15 protein-coding genes and 3 pseudogenes are annotated in these 18,721 nt (G+C 68.8%); 9 read left to right on the forward strand and 9 right to left on the reverse strand.

Annotation, left to right across the window (positions count from 1 at the left end; translation table 11 throughout):
* Positions 1-78: 78 nt before the first annotated feature.
* Positions 79-705 (reverse strand): class I SAM-dependent methyltransferase, encoded by a 627-nt coding sequence (locus tag ACFT7S_RS19435; protein WP_382733329.1) that lies wholly within the window; start codon positions 703-705, stop codon positions 79-81.
* Between the two features lie 2 nt (positions 706-707).
* Positions 708-1,027, reverse strand: a pseudogene (locus ACFT7S_RS19440) (beta-galactosidase).
* A gap of 43 nt (positions 1,028-1,070) precedes the next feature.
* Here ACFT7S_RS19440 and ACFT7S_RS19445 point away from each other — a divergent pair.
* Complete coding sequence (locus ACFT7S_RS19445) at positions 1,071-1,430, forward strand: HAD family hydrolase (protein WP_382733332.1); 360 nt, start codon at positions 1,071-1,073, stop codon at positions 1,428-1,430.
* A gap of 1,243 nt (positions 1,431-2,673) precedes the next feature.
* Here the strand turns inward: ACFT7S_RS19445 and ACFT7S_RS19450 are convergent.
* Complete coding sequence (locus ACFT7S_RS19450) at positions 2,674-3,063, reverse strand: hypothetical protein (RefSeq protein WP_079403197.1); 390 nt, start codon at positions 3,061-3,063, stop codon at positions 2,674-2,676.
* Positions 3,064-3,244: 181 nt separating this feature from the next.
* Positions 3,245-3,466: a hypothetical protein gene (locus ACFT7S_RS19455; protein ID WP_283454507.1), complete on the reverse strand. Its 222-nt coding sequence runs from the start codon at positions 3,464-3,466 to the stop codon at positions 3,245-3,247.
* A 208-nt stretch (positions 3,467-3,674) separates the two neighbouring features.
* Between ACFT7S_RS19455 and ACFT7S_RS19460 the strand changes: the two are divergent.
* Together ACFT7S_RS19460 and ACFT7S_RS19465 are read left to right on the forward strand one after the other, a co-directional pair.
* Positions 3,675-3,878: pseudogene (locus tag ACFT7S_RS19460) on the forward strand (transposase); the annotation flags it as partial.
* Positions 3,879-3,927: 49 nt separating this feature from the next.
* Positions 3,928-4,587: a hypothetical protein gene (locus ACFT7S_RS19465; RefSeq protein WP_382733336.1), complete on the forward strand. Its 660-nt coding sequence runs from the start codon at positions 3,928-3,930 to the stop codon at positions 4,585-4,587.
* Positions 4,588-4,596: 9 nt separating this feature from the next.
* On the opposite strand, the gene ACFT7S_RS19470 is transcribed toward ACFT7S_RS19465, so the two are convergent.
* Both ACFT7S_RS19470 and ACFT7S_RS19475 read right to left on the reverse strand, forming a co-directional pair.
* Positions 4,597-6,171 carry a hypothetical protein gene (locus ACFT7S_RS19470; RefSeq protein ID WP_382733339.1) on the reverse strand — a complete coding sequence of 525 codons (1,575 nt, stop codon included), beginning with the start codon at positions 6,169-6,171 and terminating at the stop codon, positions 4,597-4,599.
* 467 nt (positions 6,172-6,638) lie between these two features.
* A complete protein-coding gene (locus tag ACFT7S_RS19475) occupies positions 6,639-6,905 on the reverse strand; it encodes a helix-turn-helix domain-containing protein (protein WP_382733342.1) in 267 nt (88 codons plus the stop codon).
* Positions 6,906-7,005: 100 nt separating this feature from the next.
* Between ACFT7S_RS19475 and ACFT7S_RS19480 the strand changes: the two are divergent.
* Both ACFT7S_RS19480 and ACFT7S_RS19485 read left to right on the forward strand, forming a co-directional pair.
* Positions 7,006-7,902 (forward strand): annotated as a pseudogene (locus tag ACFT7S_RS19480) (penicillin acylase family protein); the annotation flags it as partial.
* 118 nt (positions 7,903-8,020) lie between these two features.
* The gene (locus ACFT7S_RS19485; RefSeq protein WP_382733344.1) at positions 8,021-9,238 is read left to right on the forward strand and encodes a GDSL-type esterase/lipase family protein; all 1,218 of its coding nucleotides are present in this window, start codon (positions 8,021-8,023) and stop codon (positions 9,236-9,238) included.
* A 26-nt stretch (positions 9,239-9,264) separates the two neighbouring features.
* Here ACFT7S_RS19485 and ACFT7S_RS19490 read toward each other — a convergent pair whose 3' ends face one another.
* Both ACFT7S_RS19490 and ACFT7S_RS19495 read right to left on the reverse strand, forming a co-directional pair.
* Positions 9,265-10,815 (reverse strand): acyl-CoA synthetase, encoded by a 1,551-nt coding sequence (locus ACFT7S_RS19490; protein WP_382733347.1) that lies wholly within the window; start codon positions 10,813-10,815, stop codon positions 9,265-9,267.
* Complete coding sequence (locus tag ACFT7S_RS19495; RefSeq protein WP_382733350.1) at positions 10,812-11,921, reverse strand: nitronate monooxygenase; 1,110 nt, start codon at positions 11,919-11,921, stop codon at positions 10,812-10,814. The genes ACFT7S_RS19490 and ACFT7S_RS19495 overlap by 4 nt, the downstream gene beginning before the upstream one ends.
* Before the next feature lie 197 nt (positions 11,922-12,118).
* On the opposite strand from ACFT7S_RS19495, the gene ACFT7S_RS19500 reads away from it, so the two are divergent.
* Positions 12,119-14,011: a serine hydrolase gene (locus ACFT7S_RS19500; protein ID WP_382733352.1), complete on the forward strand. Its 1,893-nt coding sequence runs from the start codon at positions 12,119-12,121 to the stop codon at positions 14,009-14,011.
* 227 nt (positions 14,012-14,238) lie between these two features.
* Here the strand turns inward: ACFT7S_RS19500 and ACFT7S_RS19505 are convergent, their stop codons facing one another.
* The gene (locus ACFT7S_RS19505) at positions 14,239-15,306 is read right to left on the reverse strand and encodes a LacI family DNA-binding transcriptional regulator (RefSeq protein WP_382733355.1); all 1,068 of its coding nucleotides are present in this window, start codon (positions 15,304-15,306) and stop codon (positions 14,239-14,241) included.
* 223 nt (positions 15,307-15,529) lie between these two features.
* On the opposite strand from ACFT7S_RS19505, the gene ACFT7S_RS19510 reads away from it, so the two are divergent.
* From ACFT7S_RS19510 to ACFT7S_RS19520, 3 genes are all read left to right on the forward strand, one after another.
* On the forward strand, positions 15,530-16,795 hold the full coding sequence (locus tag ACFT7S_RS19510) for an ABC transporter substrate-binding protein (protein ID WP_382733358.1): 1,266 nt from the start codon (positions 15,530-15,532) through the stop codon (positions 16,793-16,795).
* 141 nt (positions 16,796-16,936) lie between these two features.
* Positions 16,937-17,773: a carbohydrate ABC transporter permease gene (locus ACFT7S_RS19515; protein ID WP_382733360.1), complete on the forward strand. Its 837-nt coding sequence runs from the start codon at positions 16,937-16,939 to the stop codon at positions 17,771-17,773.
* Positions 17,760-18,677: a carbohydrate ABC transporter permease gene (locus tag ACFT7S_RS19520; protein WP_382733362.1), complete on the forward strand. Its 918-nt coding sequence runs from the start codon at positions 17,760-17,762 to the stop codon at positions 18,675-18,677. Before ACFT7S_RS19515 ends, ACFT7S_RS19520 begins: the two co-directional genes overlap by 14 nt.
* The last annotated feature ends 44 nt before the right edge of the window (positions 18,678-18,721 follow it).

Genomic DNA, 18,721 nt, shown 5'->3' on the forward strand with positions numbered 1-18,721 from the left:
GCAAGGGTGGGACGTCGAGCCCAGCCACCGCGTCGCGCACCAGTTCCGCGTCGGCGACCTGACGCAGAAGGCGCGGACTCACGTGGCGAGCCGGGAGTGCACGCTGACGGCGTAACCACAGCGCTGGTAGTAGGGATCGCCGCTCCAGGTGGCGTAGCGCTGCCGCAAGGTCAGTCCGGCCTGAGCACACCAGTGGTCGAAGTCCGTAATGGTCACCGGCGGCTCCGCCAGCGGCAGATGTGCTGCGTCCAGTCCCATACCCGTGACCAGCAGACCGCCGGAGCGCAGTGCGGCGGCCAACTGCCGGACAACAACTGATTCGGTGCCGGGGGCCAGCAGGGGGATGACGTTTCCGGCGGCGAGCACCAGGTCGAAGCCGGGATTCAGGCCGAGAGTGTCCAGACGGGCCAGGTCACCGAGGACCCATTCTTGAGTGGGGGCGTCTCGGCGGGCTACCGCGAGCATCGAGGAGTCGACGTCCACGCCCGTGCAGTGGTGGCCCAGTACCGCGAGTCGGATCGCGATCCGACCGGTGCCACAGCCGGCGTCGAGTACCCGGGCGGCGGGCTTCAGCAACGCGGCGCAGAAGGTGGCCTCGCCGTGGATGTCATGACCCGATTCGGCAAGCCGCGCGAAACGCTGAGCGTACTCGTCGCCACCTTGCCCGCCGGTCAGTTCCGCCCAACGGTCACGTTGCCCAGTCATGTTCAGAGTGCCTTCCGGTCAGCCTCGCCCAGCGGGAGCGAAGACGGTGCCGTCACACTAGTCGCGGCCGTAGGTGTACACCTCGCGGGCTGGCTGCTCGGGCACCAGCCGACCCGGGAGCCGGGCCAGCGCGGCCGCATGTCGTGGTCGAGGGGGTAGATCTCGGGGTGTGCCGCAAGGAGCCAGCTCGGGGGCGCGGCCGTCGGTGTGGCGAGATCGATGGCGATGCCGTTGTCCGCCAGTCGAACTCGCCGTCCGCCACCTCGATAAGGCCCCAGGAGAAGATGCCGAGCGAGACAAGATTGACTCCGGCCTGCGTCATCAGGCGCACGTCTTCCTTCCACACCTCCTTGTCCCACTGAAATATGGGCGTCGAGCTCGCTCCTGGTGCGGGCGTGGGGGTGAGGGCAAGGGTCGGACGCGGCAGTCCGGTGCGGCGGCGTCAGCTCACCGTGCTGCCGGTGACGGCGGTGCCGTTCCTGGTAACCTCCGCCTCGGACGCCTCCGGCACCACGGCCGGTTTCACCGTGCCGATAGAGGTCGTCGCCCTGCTCAAGCGCGCCCGCAAGGCCGTCACCGTCGCCCTGGTCTCCAACGCGACCACGCGGCTGGATTCGGATCTCGCTCGGCAGGGGCTGGACGTCCTCGCCGACGCCGTGGTGAACACCGCCCACATCGGTGTCGCGAAGCCAGACCCGCGTGTCTACCTCATCGCCGCCGAATGAGTCGGGGCGCCAGTCCACCGCTGCCTGTTCATCGACGACACCGCCGCCAACGTCACCGCCGCCCGCGAAGTGGGGATGACTGCCCTTCACTACCGAGGGCCCGAAGAATCTCCGAGACGCCTTCTCTCCGCTCCTCGATCCCCAGGCTCCCCAGAACGTTCAACCCCCAACCAGCTGAGGGGAAGAGCGACCCTGGGGATTTTCACGGCTCTGACCGGACTTCCGTGATGTCCCGGTTCGCTCAGCCCTGGCCACAGCAGACCCCCGGTTTGGATCACCGGTGCGCCTATACGGGTCACTTCCGGGCGTCCCCCGAGCGAAAGACGCTCGGTGGGGGTAGGTCGCTTCGCGCAAGGTGACCTTGGGATCCGTGAGGAGATCAGCTGTGTACGCAGTAATTCGGCGTTACGAAGGAGTGACTGACTCTGCCGAGGCGGGACGTCGAGTGGATGAGGGATTCGTGCCTCTCCTCCGCCGAGTCCCCGGCTTCGTGGCCTACTACTGGGTGGACGCAGGGGACGGAGTGATGGTCTCTACCAGCGTCTTTGAGGACCAGTCCGGGGCCGAAGAGTCGATCGAGCGGGCGGCGGACTTCGTAAGGGACAACCTCGCGTCGCTGCTCCCCAACCGTCCTCAGGTCACGGCCGGCATGGTTGTGGCTGCTGGGTAGCGACCTACGAAGGGGGCCGCTGGATCCCCGCCACCTCCACTCCGACGACCTGGCCCTTCACGAAACTCCGGGCAGAGCCATTTTCACGAATCCTCATCAGCACCCCGTTGCCGTGTTCGCCCGCCGCTCTCGACGCCGAGCTGCACGCCGCCCTGGCCGCTTTCGACGCTGCGGCCGCTCCGTGGCGTGAGGCCCTCGAGGACCTGGACGAAGACGTCCTCGCCGAGGCCGCCGCCGAAGCGCGGGCCTTCGGCGCCGGCCCGGCGGCCGCCGTCGACGAGCTGGTGCGCGGCCTGCTCGGGCAGTTGGCCGACTGGCAGCAGTCGATCGGCGAGCTGGGCCGCGCGCTCACCACGGCAACTGAAGGCCGACCGCTACCCGGCTGGTCCACCGACGCCGGCCGCACCGAGGACATCGGGTGGCGCCAGGCCCGCACCACGCTGCTCGAGGCCGTCGCACGCCACCACCACGCTCACCTGCTCGCCGCCACCGTCGAGCTCGGCGGTGAGCTGGAGCTCCCAGCTACCCGTAACGGGCGCTTCAGGGGCGCGGTCATCCCAGAAGGCTGCGCGGTCAGCGCCGGCCGCCGCCGATGCGGCGGTCGTCGGCCAGTGCGGTCAGCGGGCCGAACTCGCGGGCAAGCTGGTTCCACGTCAGAACCTCGCCACAGCGGGCCGGGAACTCCTTCGGGTTGAACTCGGGCATGGTCCAGGTGCCAGTGCCCCGGTCCCGCAGCCACAGGTCCCCGTCACCGTCGACCACAGTCGGCGGGACCGGTACGGGCTCGGCCTGATCGGTGGGCTCCCAGGTGACCCGGCCCGGGTGGGAAACGCGGCGCAGCTCGGTGGTGGCCAGCCGCGCGGCCAAGTCACGGGTGGACTCTTCGGCGTCCTTGACCGACGCGAGTCGGAATGCGTCGTCAAGTACGGGCAGGGCTGGATTCTTGCTGCGCTTTGAACTCATACGCTGACTACCTCCGGTGGGGGGCGTCACATCCGTTATGGCACCCCGTAGAGGAACACGGTATCCGAGGCGGGAGCCGGGCCGGCTACGACCACTGTCCAGGTGGAGGCGCTGGCACACAGGGCGGTGGGGCTAGGTGGTGAGCTGGTCCTGGACGTGGCGCAACCCGTGGTGGTAGCGCTCAGATATGGCGGTCCGGGTCTGAGAAGGTGAGGCCGCCGGGGGCGAGCGGACGTCGAGCCGGGGCGGGTGCGGGCTCGGGCTCGGTCTCGCCGGGCGGCTGGCGGAAGTCGGCGCCCTGCTCGACCGGCATCAGCCGGCGCCCACCCGCCTGGGCGGGTACGGGAGCGTCGGAAGCGGGCTCGGAGAAGGCGGGCAGCGAGAGCGGTCGACGGTCGGTCATGATCCCTAGTCTCCCAGGTCCGGCCCTGCGGGTAGGGCCAGGCCGCTATCAGCGGTGATAGTGCTCTGGCCCTGGCCAGCAGGGCCAGGCTGGTTGTTTCAGCTCACCAGAACAGAGCGGTTAAGCCACTGCTACCGCCGGTGAACCGGCCCGGACCGCCGAGGCCGGGCGGCACACTGCGCGGGTGACCACGACCCCCGCCTGAACCGGGTTCAGAAACCTCCACGCTCAGACCCCGACGCCAGCGCGTGCGCCCAAACCCTCCCGACCTGGCCCCGGCCGCCCACTCGGTTCAAGAAACAGCCGTTCGGCAACCCGCCACGACGTGGGACGGGTCCTCGCAACCGGCGAGGCGTACACCAGACCCGCCCATCACAAGAAGGGCACCAAGCCCCGCCGACTGGATAAATGACAAGCTAATCGGGAGGCGCTTTGGGTGGGCGATGCGGGACACTTCGCAAGTGATCGTGATCCAGCCCGTCTTGGAAATAGCCACCCCTGATGGCTTTGATCTCTGGCCTGTCGTCAAGGTCGAGCGATTCAGCTTCCTGCCTCTCAGCGGAGAGCTCTCGCCCACCGAGGTCGGGACAGCGGTGATGGGCATGGTGAGCTGGAATGACACCGCCCCCGACGGCGACCGTCCGCCACGGCCGGCCGACCCGCTCAGCTCCTTTCTCCACGGACTCCTGACCTTCGAGAACCTCTACGCAGCCGGCGGCCTGCGAGTGACGGACTCAACAGGCGTCACCTTCCTGCCTGGCTGCTGTGACGGGCTGGAGGACTGGCGCGATTGGCACCAGCTCATCGACGACGGAGGTGCGCTCTGGTTCGGCCACGACCCCGTGTCACCGGTTGCCGAGCGCTTCGACGAGACCGTCCGGCTCACCGTCGACGCCGAGCGGACCGACAGTCCGGTGATCGAGCTGTCCGTCACCGAGTTCCGGCACCTGCTCGCCGATGCCGAGCGCGATCTGACCAACTTCCTCGCGCTGGCAGCCGACTGGATTTCTCAGTACCTGCCTGACCACGCCACGCCCGTCACCGCTGCCCTCGCCCGCCTTCTCGACCTGCCCATGCCGGCCGTACTCCAAGGCCGCAAAAAGGCGGGCAGGCTCCGCTGAAGTGTGGCGTCATTCCGCGTCCGGAATCAGCGGGCGCAGTTCCGCGGGCAGGTCGGGCGAGTCCCGCCACACAGCCGCGATCGTGAGAATCACTTCCCGTGCAGCCTCAGCCGAGGGCCCTGGCTGCCCCTCTTCGAGCTCCGCATACAGCTGCCTGCTCAAGCGGCGCACCACGTCATAGACGGCCTGAGAAACCCGGGGCACCTCCGCCATAGCGGAGCCCGCAGGATGAGCAGGTTCCCCGCGGAACCGGATGGCGACGGAAGCGGCGTGGTAGGTCCGGCCATGGACGAAGTCCCTCAGAGCACACAGCTGGTCAATGGTCGGGAGGGACGGCTGGGCAGCGTCATGAGCAGTCACGACATGCGGTTCCCGGTAGAAGAGGGCGTCGACCCCGGGGTGCTCGGTCAGCTCCAGCACGAACAGGGCCAGCAGCGCCGGGTCCCCCTCCGCGCTGGCGAGGATCTCGGCGAGTTCCTCGACATGCAGGGAGGCGGTGTCACGGATCAGCTCCGGCCCCAGCACCGCTGGCCCGGCATAGACCACGAGCCGTCCCCGGCCCGGCTCGCCGGCAGCGAGAGCGGCGCGCCCCTCCTCGACCCGCCCCGACAGGCCCTCGGAGAGCGCGCTGACGATCGCAATGTCGTACCGGTGGGTGGGCGAGGAGATCACACACATCGGCCCCGGCCGAACCGGGACCTGCCGCAGACCCAGCAGGTTCGCAACGCGTTCCACCGCAAGCTCCTGCAGCCGCTGCTCCACAACCATACGGTCCGGTACCTCGGCGATCAGCTCCCGCAGCGCGGCGGACACGGGCACCAGCCGACGCCGGCCGTGCGCGACGACGGCGAGCACCGGACCCAGCAGCGGTGCCGCCGGCTGATAGCGCAGCGACAGATCGGCCAGATCCGCGGTCAGCCAGTCCAGCGCCCGGGCCGCCCTCTCCGGATGCCGGCACAACCCGACGAGCACAGCCGGATCCAGATCCGCCCACGGGCGTGCGGCCTCCACCTCACCAGGGCTGATCCCGCACGCGAACTCCCCCGGATCCCGGTCCTCGTACACCTCCGGCCAGCTGGGCGCGAGCACGGTCATCGCGCGGTCCGTGTACCGCAGAACCAGCTCCAGGACATCGGTGAGGGTGAACCCGCGCACCGCGAGCAACGCCTCGTCGACGGCCAGAGCCGTCATCTGCGCACCACGCAGGAACAACAGCGGATGATCGAGCTGCCCGGGATGGACCAGCAACCGCTCCCCCGCCACCTCCAGCTTCACCAGCGCCCGCGCGTCATTCGGCTCCGCCTCGGTGACCGTGCCCCGACCCGGAGCAGCCCCGACGACGGCCACGACCAGGCCAGGCAGGTCACCTGCCCCCGCCTCCCGGCCCGACCTGGGCGGCGTACGCAGGCCCCGGGTCCACAACAAGAGGAGGTGGTCGTGGAATCGGGAACACCCCGGGGAGGCGAGCGCAGCATGGAGAAGCACCAGCAGGGACTCGGTCGAGTACCGGGCCATGGCCCGGTCGATAACCTTCCACTGCACCCGCCGGTGTTGCGCGGAGGTGGGCTGCTGCACCATTGCCATCTTCGGTCTGTCTCCCTTGCCGGATTGATCCCCAAAGCCTGGCAGGAACTCCCCTTCCACCGCTGGGTATTTGCCAACGGGTACCACCCGCCTCTTCGTCCAGAGCACAGTCACCCCGGTGGCCAGCAGCCCGCTGGTGCCGTAGCTGTCCGGGCCGCCTGGTCTGGTGAGGGCGGCACTGAGGTCGTCGGGCATCGGCGACCTCCGAAAACGCAAGGTAGATCCGCACGACTCCGCAGCCCGCTGTGCAGAAAGACTCTTCACCTCGCCGGTCAGCATCTCGGCGTATGCAACCTTCGGCGGCATACGACACCTGGAGACTGGGACCTGAGGTTCCAGAGGAAGTCGACCACGTAGCGCACCGCGTCGAGTTTCCCGGTGGCAGAACCTCTCCGGGCGCCCGCCCTGGCCCTCCAGCTATGCCGGTTCCGACATCGGAGCCTGGAGCCCGGCCCACTCCGCGTCCGTCATGTCGGTGGGATAGCGCTCGGCGCTCCGTCCCGCAGCTTGCTCAGCCTCGGGAGCGACGCCGGCCCCTGTGACCGCAGAGCCCGCGGACCGCCCTCGTCCCACATCTGCCGCCACCGCTGCACCGAGCGGACGCTGACCCGCAGATCCTTTGCGATGACCGAACCCGCCTCGCCCTGGGCGAACTTCTCGGCCGCCTTCAGCCGTAACTCCTCGCGGAACTGCTGCCGTTCGGCGGTCAGCCCGCCCCCTTGCGGATACCGCATGCCCCGGTGCTACCGCACGGACGACGAGCCGTCAGCCCCTACGACTCCACGAGTTCAACCTCAGTAACACCCCGCCAACAAGTTCAGAGAAGCGGTGATCTCCCAGAACTCCAACGACAGCGCCTGGCTGACCCACGCCGGGCAGCCGCTGACCGGCTACGAGCGGGTCTTCGGCACGATCGGCACGACGCGGTCCATGCGGACGCGCGGGGCGGTCGAGGACGTGGCCGCCATGGCGGAGATGGGGCGGCTGACCGTCGCGGACCTCCAGCACCAGCAGTTCGCCAACCGGGCGCCCGCCGGTGATCTGGTCTCCACCGACCTCGCGGACGCCTGTGCGGCGCTGCCTGGCGGGGTGGCGACGGGCAGCGACGGCATCTCCGTCGATGTCTCGGCCGCCTGCCCCGTCCTGCGGGACTGGGGCCGGAGCGTGGACACCGACAGCCGGGGCGCGTTGCTCTTCGACCGCTTCTGGCGCAAGGCGACGGCCGTGCCCGCGGCCCAGCTCTGGAAGGTGCCCTTCTCCGCCGGTGACCCGGTCCGTACACCGAACACCCTGAACACTTCGGCTCCGGGCGTCACCGCGGCGCTCGCCGACACGGTGAAGGAGCTGCGGACCGCGGGAATCGCGCTGGACGCACCGCTGGGCGGGCATCAGTTCGTCGTACGGAACGGGAAGCGCATCCCGGTCGGGGGCGGTACGGAGTTGCTGGGCATCTGGAACAAGACCGAGCCCGTGTGGAACGCGGCAACCGGCGGATACACCGAGGTGTCGGCCGGTTCCAGCTATATCCAGGCGGTCGGCTGGGACGGCAGTGCGTGCCCGGTGGCACGCACCCTGCTCACGTACTCCCAGTCCTCGAACACCCGGTCGCCGCACTACAGCGACCAGACGGAGCTGTACTCGGGTGAGCGCTGGGTGACGTCCCGCTTCTGCGAGAAGGACATCGCCCGCTCGCCCGACCTGCGGGTGCTGCGGGTACGCGAGGGCCGGTAGCCGTACGTGTGGAGCCTGCCCGGCACCGGACCGCCGGGCGGGCCCGCGCGTCCCGTCTCTTTCGCCGGACGCCGTGAAATCATTTGCGGATCAGATGCCCGGTCGTCAGCCTGAATTCATGAGCTCACCGCACGACCCCGCCCCCGGCTCCACCTCGCCCGGGACGACAGAGTGGATCACCACGCCCGTCACCGCCGGCCTCCTGCGCGGCGTACTCGACCTGGAGCAGACCGAGCTCGGTGTGCTGCCGCACCGGCTGCCCGCCCGGGCCCGCGCGCAGTTCCCCGACGGTCAGCTGGCCATGGCGGAGGCCCAGCCCTCCGGCGTACGGGTGGTGTTCCGCACTCGGGCCACCGTCGTGGAACTGGACACGCTGCGCACCAAGATGGCCTACCGGGGCGCCCCGCCCCGTCCGGACGGGGTGTACGACCTGCTCGTCGACGGCCGTCCGGCCGGGCAGACCGAGGCGACCGGCGGCAACGTCCTGCTGGTGGACATGGCCACCGGTGCCACGGAGGCCCAGGCCGGACCGGTCGGCACAATCCGCTTCGCCGGTCTGCCCGACCGGCTGAAGGACGTCGAGATCTGGCTGCCCTGGAACGAGATCACCCAGCTGATCACGCTGCGCACCGACGCCCCCGTCGAGGACGTGCCGGAAAGCGGCCGCACGGTGTGGCTCCACCACGGCAGTTCGATCAGCCACGGCTCCGATGCCGCGAGCCCCACCACGACCTGGCCGGCGCTGGCCGCCTCGCTCGGCGGCGTGGAGCTGATCAACCTCGGCCTGAGCGGCAACGCCCTGCTCGACCCGTTCACCGCCCGCGCCCTGCGGGACACCCCAGCGGACCTGATCAGCGTGAAGATCGGCATCAACCTGGTCAACAGGGATCTGATGCGGCTGCGTGCCTTCACTCCGGCGGTGCACGGCTTCCTCGACACCGTCCGCGAGGGGCATCCCACCGCGCCGCTGCTGGTCGTCTCGCCCATCCTGTGCCCCATCCACGAGGACACCCCGGGCCCCAGCGCCCCGGACTTGAGCAACATCGGCGAAGGGAAGCTCCGGTTCGTGGCCGCGGGCGACCCCGCGGAACGGTCCGCCGGGAAGCTGACGCTCAACGTCGTCCGGGACGAGCTGGCCCGCATTGTGAAGCAGCGGGCGGCAGACGACCCGAACCTGCACTACCTCGACGGCCGCGACCTCTACGGGGACACGGATTTCGCCGAACTGCCGCTGCCGGACCAGCTCCACCCGGACGCCGCCACCCATCTCCGCATCGGCGAACGCTTCGCGGCGCTGGCTTTCGGCAGTGGAGGACCGCTGAGCGACCGGGTGTGAGTGCACTGCCGGGGCCCGGCCGGGGTTCACATCGCGCGTGTATGTCCCTCCCAGTACGGCTCACGCAGGCGGCGTTTGTAGAGCTTGCCGTTGGGGTCGCGGGGCATCGCCGTGATGAAGTCGACGCTCTTGGGACACTTGTAGCCGGCGAGCCGCTCTTCGCAGTGGCTGAGGATCTCGGCGGCGAGTGCCTCGCCGGGCTCCTGGCCCTCGGCCGGTTCGACGACGGCCTTGACCTCCTCGCCCCAGTCGGCGTGCGGGATGCCGAAGGCCGCCGCGTCGGCGACCGCCGGGTGGGTGAGGAGGGCGGCCTCGATCTCGGCCGGGTAGATGTTGACACCACCCGAGATGATCATGTCGATCTTGCGGTCGCGGAGGAAGAGGTAACCGTCCTCGTCGAGGATGCCGAGGTCGCCGACGGTGAAGAAGTCACCGATGCGGTTCTTCGCCGTCTTGGTCTCGTCCTTGTGGTAGCTGAAGCCGCCCGTGCTCATCTTCATGTACACGGTGCCGAGTTCACCGGCCGCGAGGCGGTTGCCCTCGTCGTCGAAGACGGCGAGCTCGCTGATGGGCCAGGCCCTTCCCACGGTGCCCGGCTTCTTCAGCCACTCCTCCGCCGTGGCGAACGCGCCACCGCCCTCACTCGCCGCGTAGTACTCCTCGACACACCGGCCCCACCAGTCGATCATGGCGCGCTTGACGTGGTCCGGGCAGGGGGCCGCCCCGTGGATGGCGTGTCGCATGGCCGACACGTCGTACCGCTCCCTCACCTCGGCGGGGAGCGCGAGCAGACGGTGGAACTGGGTCGGGACCATGTGGGTGTGCGTGCAGCGGTGTACGTCGATGGCCCGCAGCATCTCTTCCGGGGCCCACTTGTCCATCAGGACGAGTGGGTGGCCGATGTGCAGGGAAGCGCCTGCGAATTGGAGCACGGCCGTGTGGTAGAGCGGTGAGCAGACCAGGTGGACGTTGTCGTCGAAGGGCCTGATGCCGAAGATGGCGAGGAAGCCGCCGAGGTGGCTCTCCTCGGGGAGTCTGCCGGAGAGCGGCCTGCGAATGCCGCGCGGACGGCCCGTGGTGCCCGAGGTGTAGTTCATGACCCAGCCCAGGGTGCGGTCATCGGGCGGGGTGTCCGGCTGTCCGTCGAGCAGTTCCTCGTACGGGCAAAATCCGTCGGGCCCGCCGACGGCGAAGCGGTGGCTCGCGGGGAGTCCGGCCTCGTCGGCGGCGGCGGTCGCGGCGGCGGCAAAGCGCTCGTGGGCGATCAGGACCTTCGCGCCGGAGTCGGAGACGATCCAGGCGATCTCCGCGCCGACGAGGTGGTGGTTGACGGGCACGAGGTAGAAACCGGCCTGGGTGGCGGCCAGGTAGGCGGTGAAGAACTCGGCGCCGTTGGGCAGGACGACGGCGAACGCGTCGCCCCGGTGGAGTCCCGCCGCACGCAGCCCGTGGACCATGCGGTTGGCGGCGGCGTGCAGGCGGCCCGCGGTCCATCGCTCTCCGTCGGGTGCGATGAGGATCGTACGGTCGGGGTCGGAGGTGGCCTGGGCCCAGAAGCCGTTGGGGGGCTGGTTCACGGGGCGCTCCGTCCGGCGATGCGGTTGATGCGGTCCACGGCACGTTCGAAACCGCGGGTCAGGTCGTCGAAGACGGCCTGCACGCTCCGCTCGGTGTTCATCGATCCGACGATCTGGCCGACCGGTGTGCCGAGCAGTGACCCGACCTCGTACTTCTGGATTCTCGATACGGCGTCGGCGACCAGCAGGCCCTGGAGCGGCATGGGCAGGGTGCCGGGTCCTGCCTGGTCGTCCCAGGCATCGGTCCATTCGGTACGCAACTGGCGTGCGGGCTTTCCGGTGAGGGCGCGGGAGCGGACGGTGTCGCCGGAGCCCGCTTCGAGGAGTTTCCGCGTCAGTGCGCGGGAGTGGAGGTCGGCCTCCTCGGTGGTGAGCCAGAGAGAGCCGAGCCAGACGCCCTGGGCGCCCAGGGCCAGTCCGGCGGCCATCTGCTCACCGCTGCCGATGCCTCCGGCGGCGAGTACGGGGAGGGGGCCGACGGCGTCGACGACCTCCGGGACCAGCACCATCGAGGCGATCTCGCCGGTGTGGCCGCCCGCCTCGTATCCCTGGGCGACGACGATGTCGATACCCGCCTCGGCGTGCCGGCGGGCGTGTTTGGCGCTGCCGGCGAGTGCGGCGACCAGGACGTCGTGGGCGTGGGCGCGTGCGATGACGTCGGCGGGCGGGGAACCGAGGGCGTTGGCGAGGAGTTTGATCGGGTAGTCGAAGGCCACGTCGAGCTGGTTGCGGGCCACTTCTTCCATCCAGCCGGTGATGCGCCAGCCGGATGCCTCGCCCTCCGCCAGTTCAGGGACTCCGTGCTTGGCCAGGGTCTCCTGGACGAAGCGGCGGTGTCCCTCCGGGATCATCGCTTCGACATCGGCCTCCGTCACCCCCTCCACCTTCTTGGCCGGCATGACGACGTCGAGGCCGTACGGCTTGCCGTCCACATGGGCCGACATCCAGTCGAGGTCGCGCGCCAGGTCGTCGGGGGCGGTGTAGCGCACCGCTCCGAGTACGCCGAGTCCGCCCGCTCTGCTGATGGCCGCGGCCACTGCGGGGAACGGCGTGAAGCCGAAGATGGCGTGCTCGATCCCCAGGTTCCTGCTCAGCTCCGTCTCCATGGGCGGCAGGATGCCGCAGCCGGGCGGGCGAGGGAAGAGGTTTTCTGACGCCTTGTCAGATTCTTTGTTCCGTCAGGGGCGTACGGGGCGCAGGCGGTGACAGTAATCTCGGCGGCGGCAGGAAGTTTCATTGCCGGACGAAATTTCGAAAGTTACTTTCGCGCACGTGCTTCTACAGGGTGGGAGAGGGGTTCCGGATGACCGAGGACGCGAGGTACGCGAAGAGCGCGACGGACGCGACGGACGCGGGAATCAGCCGTCGGAGGCTGAGCAGCGGGATACTGGCACTGGGCGGCGCGCTCGCCCTCGCACCGATCCCCTTCGCGGGGACGGCGGTCGGCGCGCAGCGGAACGCGGGAGCGTCCGGCGCGCAGGTGTCGGACACAGGGTCGGAGGCCGGTACGGGCATGGCACCAGGGTCGGGGCGGCCGACGCTGCATCGCGGTTCCGCCGAGCGCGCCGGGCTTCTCCAGGAGCCACTGGATCAACTCGTCGCCGAGGCCGAGAAGTATCTCGCCGACTCCCCCAAGCACCCCTGGTACGCGGGCGCGGTGCTGCTCGCGGGGCGGGGCGGCACGGTGGCGCTGCACCGGCCGATCGGCAAGGCGGTGCGCTATGCGGCGTACGACGAGAAGACCGACAGCGGGGTGGAGTTCCCGGCGGACCAGCAGATCGCGATGGCCGAGGACACGGTCTTCGACCTGGCGTCGGTCTCGAAGCTGTTCACCTCGATCCTGGCGGTGCAGCAGATCGAGCGGGGTGAACTGGAGCTGGAAGCGACCGTCGCCTCGTATCTTCCCGACTTCGCGGGCGGCGGCAAGCAGGACATCACGATCCGTCAGCTGCTCACGCACACCTCCGGCTTCCGTGCCTGGATTCCGCTCTACAAGGAGCCGACCCGGGAAGGCAAGCTGGGGCTGCTGTGGAAGGAGGTGCCGGCCAGTGCGCCCGGTACCGCGTACCTGTACTCCGACCTCAATCTGATCTCGCTGCAACTGGTCCTGGAGAAGATCACCGGTCGCGCTCTGGATGCCCTGCTCCGCGACGAGATCACCGCTCCGCTCGGGATGCACCGCACCCGGTACAACCCGCCCGCCGCCTGGAAGCCGAAGATCGCCGCCACCGAGGACGCCCGGCTGCCCTGGTCGGGCCTGGAGCGTGGCCTCGTCTGGGGCGAGGTCCACGACGAGAACGCGTTCAGCCTCGACGGGATCGCGGGCCACGCCGGTGTCTTCTCGTGCGCCTGGGACCTCGCGATCCTCGCCCGTACGCTGCTCAACGGCGGCATCTACGGCAGGTCCCGCATCCTCTCCGAGGACTCGGTGGAGCTGCTGTTCAGCGACTTCAACACCGCGTTCCCGGGCGATGAGCACGGTCTCGGCTTCGAGCTCTACCAGCACTGGTACATGGGCGCGATGGCCACGCCGCGCAGCGCCGGGCACACCGGCTTCACGGGAACCAGCCTGGTCCTGGACCCGACGACGGACTCCTTCCTGATCGTCCTCGGCAACTCGGTGCACCCGGTACGCAGTTGGAGGTCCGGCAGTGCGCCCCGGGTGGCCACGGCGAACCAGATGGCGAGGGCCGTCGCCGTCTCTCCGGCAGCGGGGCGCACGGCCTGGTTCTCGGGGATGGCGAGCACCACGACCGCCACCTTGTCGCTGCCGCCTCTACGCCCCGCCTCCGAACGGGCCCGGCTGAGCTGCGCGCTGTGGTGGGATACGGAGCCCGGTTCCGACGGGCTGTATCTGGAGGCTTCGGCGGACGCGGGGACGAGCTGGCAGCCGGTGCCGTTCACGACGCTGCGCACGGGTGGGGCCCCCGGCTCGGCTCCCGAACCGCACCCGACGGGCGCGGTATCCGGCTGGTCGGGCCGGGTCTGGCACCGTCTCGACGCCGACCTGACGTCCTGGCGCGGAACGGACGTACGGCTGCGCTGGCGCTACAGCACCGACCGGTTGTACGTGGGACGCGGTGTGTACGTGGACTCCATCCGAGTCGAGGACGGCGACCGCACGGTGTTCAACGAGGCGCGGCCGAGCGATGCGCGGCGCATCGAGGCGGTGGGCTGGACAATGTCGGCGGACTGAGAGCGGGGCGGGGCCGGTCCGAGTTGATTGCGCGACCTCCGGCCCCGATTTGTCCTCAATCGCCGGACACAGGCCTAAGTGCCCCTCAAACGCCGGGGTGGGCTTGATTTTCCCCCTGGCCGGCCACTTCCAGCCCGGGCCGGCCAGGGGCAATCAAGCCGGTCCCGGCACACTCAAGCCCGTCCGGCGATTGAGGACAAAGCGATCACGCGGTCGGGCCCGCACCCTCACGCAACCGGCTCAGGCACCGGCACCGGCACCCGTGCCGTCGACTCCCGTACCACCAGGCGGGGACGGATCAGCAGCGAACGCCCTGCCACCGGCGCCGAGTCGATCCGCGCGCGCAGCTGCTGGAACGTCTCCGCCGCCATCTCCGGCAGTGGCTGACGGACGGTGGTGAGCGGCGGTTCGAAGAGGTCCGCGAGCAGGATGTCGTCGAAGCCCACCACCGAGACGTCCTGCCCCGCGGTGCGCCCGGCGTCCTTGGCGCCCCGGCAGATACCGATCGCGCACATGTCGTTGATCGCGACGAACGCGGTGGGCGGACGCGGCCCGGACAACAGCTCCCGGGCCGCGTTGCGCCCCAGCTCGGCGGCGTCCTTGTCGCCGAACTCGGTCGTTTCGGCGCCCGGCCAGACCACGGCGTCGGCCGGGTCGAGACCCGCCGACTCCAGGGCCGCCCTGAAGCCGCGCAGCCGCTCCCGGCGGTTGACGCTGTTGACCGAACCCGAGACGAACGCCAGCCTGCGGTGGCCGAGTTCGATCAGATGACGCGTGGCGAGCTCGGCACCCATCGCGTTGTCCACGCTGATGCTGGCCAGCGACGGCGGGTCCCCCGCCTGCGCTGTGCGGTCGAAGGCGACCATCTTCAGACCTCGGCTGAGCAGCGGCGTCATATGGTCCAGCGAGGGCAGCGAGGAGCAGAGCACCACTCCGCTCACCCCGTCCGCGAGCAGCTCCTCGCCGTACTTGAGCTCACGGGCCGGATCGCGCTCACTGTTGCAGAGCAGTACGTGATAGCCCTCGGTGAGCGCGATCGCCTCCAACTCGCGGGCGAGGGAGCCCCAGAAGGGGTTCGCGACGGACGGCACGATGAGGCCGATGACCTTGATCCGGCCGGTGCGCAGCATCCGCGCCGCCCGGTTCGGACGGTAGCTGAGCTGTTCAATGGCCTGTTCGACACGGGCCAGGGTGGCCGCTTGCATACGGTCGGTACGCCCGTTGAGGACGTTGGAGACCGTGCTGGCGGATACCCCTGCCGCCGCCGCGACCTGATGAATCGTTACCCCGCTCATGCCACCTCCGGTTCGGAATGCACTACCACTCTAGTGTACCGATTTACTGAACGCACTTCACCGGTACACCCGTTAACATCCCTGAAAATTCTTGTGCATCAGCTGTTGACGTCGCTCTCACGACGTTCCTAGTCTCAGTGCATCGATTTACCAGCACTTCCCAGCCATACCTGGGATGCCATGACTGGATCGATCCACAGCTCCACCTCAAAAGGGGTGTTCCATGGAACTCAACAGACGGTCGCTGCTCGCTGTCATCGGCGCGGGTACCGCTGCCGCCCTCACGGGCTGCAGCACCGGCTCCTCGGCGTCCGGCTCGGCCGACGGCCCGGCCGAGGGTGAGATCACGCTGCTCACCCCGATCTTCGAAGGCGCCGACGGCAAGACCTTGTTGGAGCAGAAGATCCTCGGCGGGTTCCGGAAGAAGTATCCGGACGTCAAGGTAAACGTGGACTACACCACGTACGACCAGCTCAACGAGAAGATCACCACCGGCCTCGCGGGCGGGCTGCTGCCCGATGTGCTGATGATGGGCGTCGGCTGGATCCCTCCGTTCGCCGCCAGGAAGGCGATCGCCGAGCTGCCGGAGAAGCTGGCCGCCGCGCACGACTACGAGGAGCGGGTGCTGGACCCGTCGCGTTACGACGGCAAGCTGTACGCGCTGCCGGTCGTCCTCGACACCCGCATCGTCGTCTACCGCAAGGACCACTTCGCGGAGGCCGGGATCAAGAAGACCCCGGCCAACTGGGCCGAACTGCGCGCGATGGCAAAGCAGTTGACGAAGGACGGCCGAGTCGGTTTCGACCCGTTCTCCATCCATCTGCGCCAGTGCTGGGAGACCTTCCTCTTCGCCAACGGCGGCCGGCTGTTCAGCGCCGACGGCAAGAAGGTGCTGTTCAACGACGCCCGCGGGGTCGAGGCGCTGCAGTTCTTCAAGGATCTCGTCAAGGACGGCTCCGCCGTCTACGCCAAGAAGACGGACCTCGGGGCCCCGACCAACGTACAGACCGGCAAGGCGTCGATGATGATGACGAGCAGTGCCCTGTGGAAGCAGGTCGGGGACCAGGCTCCGGACCTCCTCAAGGACGACAAGCTCGGTGCGTTCATCCTCGCCAACCGCAAGCCCGCGATGCTCCAGGGCGGCACGCTCGTATCGCAGTCCGCGAGCTCCAAGCACCCGGCGGCGGCCCTCGCGCTCGTCGAGTATCTCGCGACGCCCGAGTCGATCCTCGGCGCGGCCGAGCAGCGCGGTTCGGTGCCAGGTCTGCGCGACCTGAACGACACCAGTTATGTGAAGGAGAACCAGTTCGTCGATCTCTCGCTGCAGAACCTGGAGCACGCCGTCTCCGAGGGCGGCACCGCGGCCTGGATGGAGATCCGCGAAAAGATCAAGCCGACGCTGGAGCCCGCGATCGTGGGGAACCAGTCGGCGAAGGACGCCATCGCGGAGCTCGGCCGGCTCGCCGAGGCCGCCATCGGCCGGATGTGAGGACCCGTCACTGTGGGAGCGACATCCGTAGTGAAGGCACGGCCCGCACGGCCTCCTTCACTCCCTGAGAAAGTAGCGCCGAAGCGCACCGGCCGGGCCCCCACGGGCCCGGGCCGGCGCCGGCGCCGGGCAGGCATGCTCATGGTGGCGCCCGCGCTGCTGCATGCCTCGCTGTGGATCGGTCTGCCGGTCGTGGCCTCGGTGGCCCTGGCCTTCACGAAGTACGACGTGCTGACGGCGCCGCAGTTCGTGGGCCTGGACAACTTCCGGGACATGCTGGAGGACGCGGTCTTCCGCAAGTCCATCGTCAACACCATCATCTACACCTTCTTCACCGTGCCGTTCGGCATGCTGCTGGGTCTGCTGCTGGCACTGGCCCTGCACACCGGTCTGAAGGCCCGTGGCATCTTCCGTACCGCGGTGTTCCTGCCGCAGGTCACGGCGACCGTCGCGATCGCCCTCGTCTGGCTGTGGATCTACAACCCGGGCAACGGGCTGCTCAACGCGTTGCTGTCGTTCCTCGGCATCGACGGTCCCGCGTGGCTCTCCTCGACGACCTGGGCAATGCCCTCGGTGATCCTGGTCGGCATCTGGCAGGGCATCGGCATGAAGATGCTCATCTACTTGGCCGCGCTGCAGTCCCTGCCGAAGGAGCTGTACGAGGCGGCGGCGGTCGACGGCGCGTCCAAGGTGCGGCAGTTCTTCTCGATCACGCTGCCGCTGCTGAAGCCCGCCACGTTCTTCGTGCTCATCACGTCGATGATCACCGCGTTCCAGTCGTTCGACCAGATCTACATCCTCACCGACGGCGGCCCCGCCAACAGCACCACGATGATGACGTACGAGATCTACAAGTCCGCCTTCCGGGAGTTCCGCGTCGGCTATGCCTGCGCGCAGTCACTGGTGCTGTTCGCACTGCTGATGGGCTTCACTCTGGTGAACCGGCGGATCATGGGAGGCACCCGTGGCCACAGCTGAGCTGCAGAAGCCGGCACCCGCGACGCAACCGCGGCGGCAGCGCGCACCCGTCTCCGTCGGCCGGATCGCGCTCTATGTAACGCTCTCCATGATCTCCCTGCTGATGGTGGTGCCGTTCGTCTGGATGGTGCTGACCTCGCTCAAGACGCCGGTGGAGATCGCCTCGCAGGATGCCGGACTGCTTCCGGAGCACTGGGAGTTCGGGAACTACCTGGACGCGCTGAAGGCGGCTCCGTTCGCCACGTACGCCCGCAACAGCTTCATCATCGCGATCAGCCACACGGTGCTCAATGTGCTGGTGGCGTCGATGGCGGGATACGCGCTGGCGCGGATCAAGTTCCGCGGCAGCGAGGTGATCTTCTACCTGTTCATCGCGGCGCTGATGATCCCGACGTACACGAAGGTGCTGCCGGAGTTCCTGATCGTCCGCTTCATGCCGCTGGCCGGTGGCAACGACATCCTCGGCCAGGGCGGCAGCGGGTGGCTGGACACCTGGTGGGCGCTCATCATCCCGGGCGCCGTCACCCCGTTCGCCGTCTTCCTCTTCCGGCAGTTCTATCTGGATCTGCCGGTGGAGCTGGAGGAAGCGGCGCGGCTCGACGGGCTCGGCGAGTTCCGGATCTACGCCCAAATCATGACGCCGCAGGTCAAGCCCGCGCTCACCACGGTGGCGCTGCTGACCTTCGAGTCCTCGTGGAACAACTTCCTGTGGCCGTTGCTGGTGACCCGCACCGACAGTCTGCGGGTGATCCAGGTGGGGCTCTCCGTCTTCAAGACGGAGAACGGCACCCAATGGCACTTCCTGATGGCCGGCACCACGCTGGCCACCCTCCCCATGGTCGTGCTCTTCCTCATCGGCCAGCGCTATTTCGTGCAGGGCTTCGCAACCGCCGGTCTCAAGTGACCGGTGCCGGTCCCTCTGCGACCGGCTGTCGAATGATCGAAAGG

The sequence above is a fragment of the Streptomyces sp. NPDC057136 genome (assembly GCF_042670885.1).
Taxonomy (GTDB): domain Bacteria; phylum Actinomycetota; class Actinomycetes; order Streptomycetales; family Streptomycetaceae; genus Streptomyces.

Excerpts from the sequence above, each read along its gene's own strand:
- ACFT7S_RS19485 (WP_382733344.1), top strand. The coding sequence starts at position 8,021 with ATGAGCTCACCGCACGACCCCGCCCCCGGCTCCACCTCGCCCGGGACG.
- ACFT7S_RS19495 (WP_382733350.1), bottom strand. The coding sequence starts at position 11,921 with ATGGAGACGGAGCTGAGCAGGAACCTGGGGATCGAGCACGCCATCTTC.
- ACFT7S_RS19470 (WP_382733339.1), bottom strand. The coding sequence starts at position 6,171 with ATGGCAATGGTGCAGCAGCCCACCTCCGCGCAACACCGGCGGGTGCAG.
- ACFT7S_RS19435 (WP_382733329.1), bottom strand. The coding sequence starts at position 705 with ATGACTGGGCAACGTGACCGTTGGGCGGAACTGACCGGCGGGCAAGGT.
- ACFT7S_RS19450 (WP_079403197.1), bottom strand. The coding sequence starts at position 3,063 with ATGAGTTCAAAGCGCAGCAAGAATCCAGCCCTGCCCGTACTTGACGAC.
- ACFT7S_RS19445 (WP_382733332.1), top strand. The coding sequence starts at position 1,071 with ATGGGCGTCGAGCTCGCTCCTGGTGCGGGCGTGGGGGTGAGGGCAAGG.
- ACFT7S_RS19500 (WP_382733352.1), top strand. The coding sequence starts at position 12,119 with ATGACCGAGGACGCGAGGTACGCGAAGAGCGCGACGGACGCGACGGAC.
- ACFT7S_RS19515 (WP_382733360.1), top strand. The coding sequence starts at position 16,937 with ATGGTGGCGCCCGCGCTGCTGCATGCCTCGCTGTGGATCGGTCTGCCG.
- ACFT7S_RS19510 (WP_382733358.1), top strand. The coding sequence starts at position 15,530 with ATGGAACTCAACAGACGGTCGCTGCTCGCTGTCATCGGCGCGGGTACC.
- ACFT7S_RS19505 (WP_382733355.1), bottom strand. The coding sequence starts at position 15,306 with ATGAGCGGGGTAACGATTCATCAGGTCGCGGCGGCGGCAGGGGTATCC.
- ACFT7S_RS19475 (WP_382733342.1), bottom strand. The coding sequence starts at position 6,905 with ATGCGGTATCCGCAAGGGGGCGGGCTGACCGCCGAACGGCAGCAGTTC.
- ACFT7S_RS19455 (WP_283454507.1), bottom strand. The coding sequence starts at position 3,466 with ATGACCGACCGTCGACCGCTCTCGCTGCCCGCCTTCTCCGAGCCCGCT.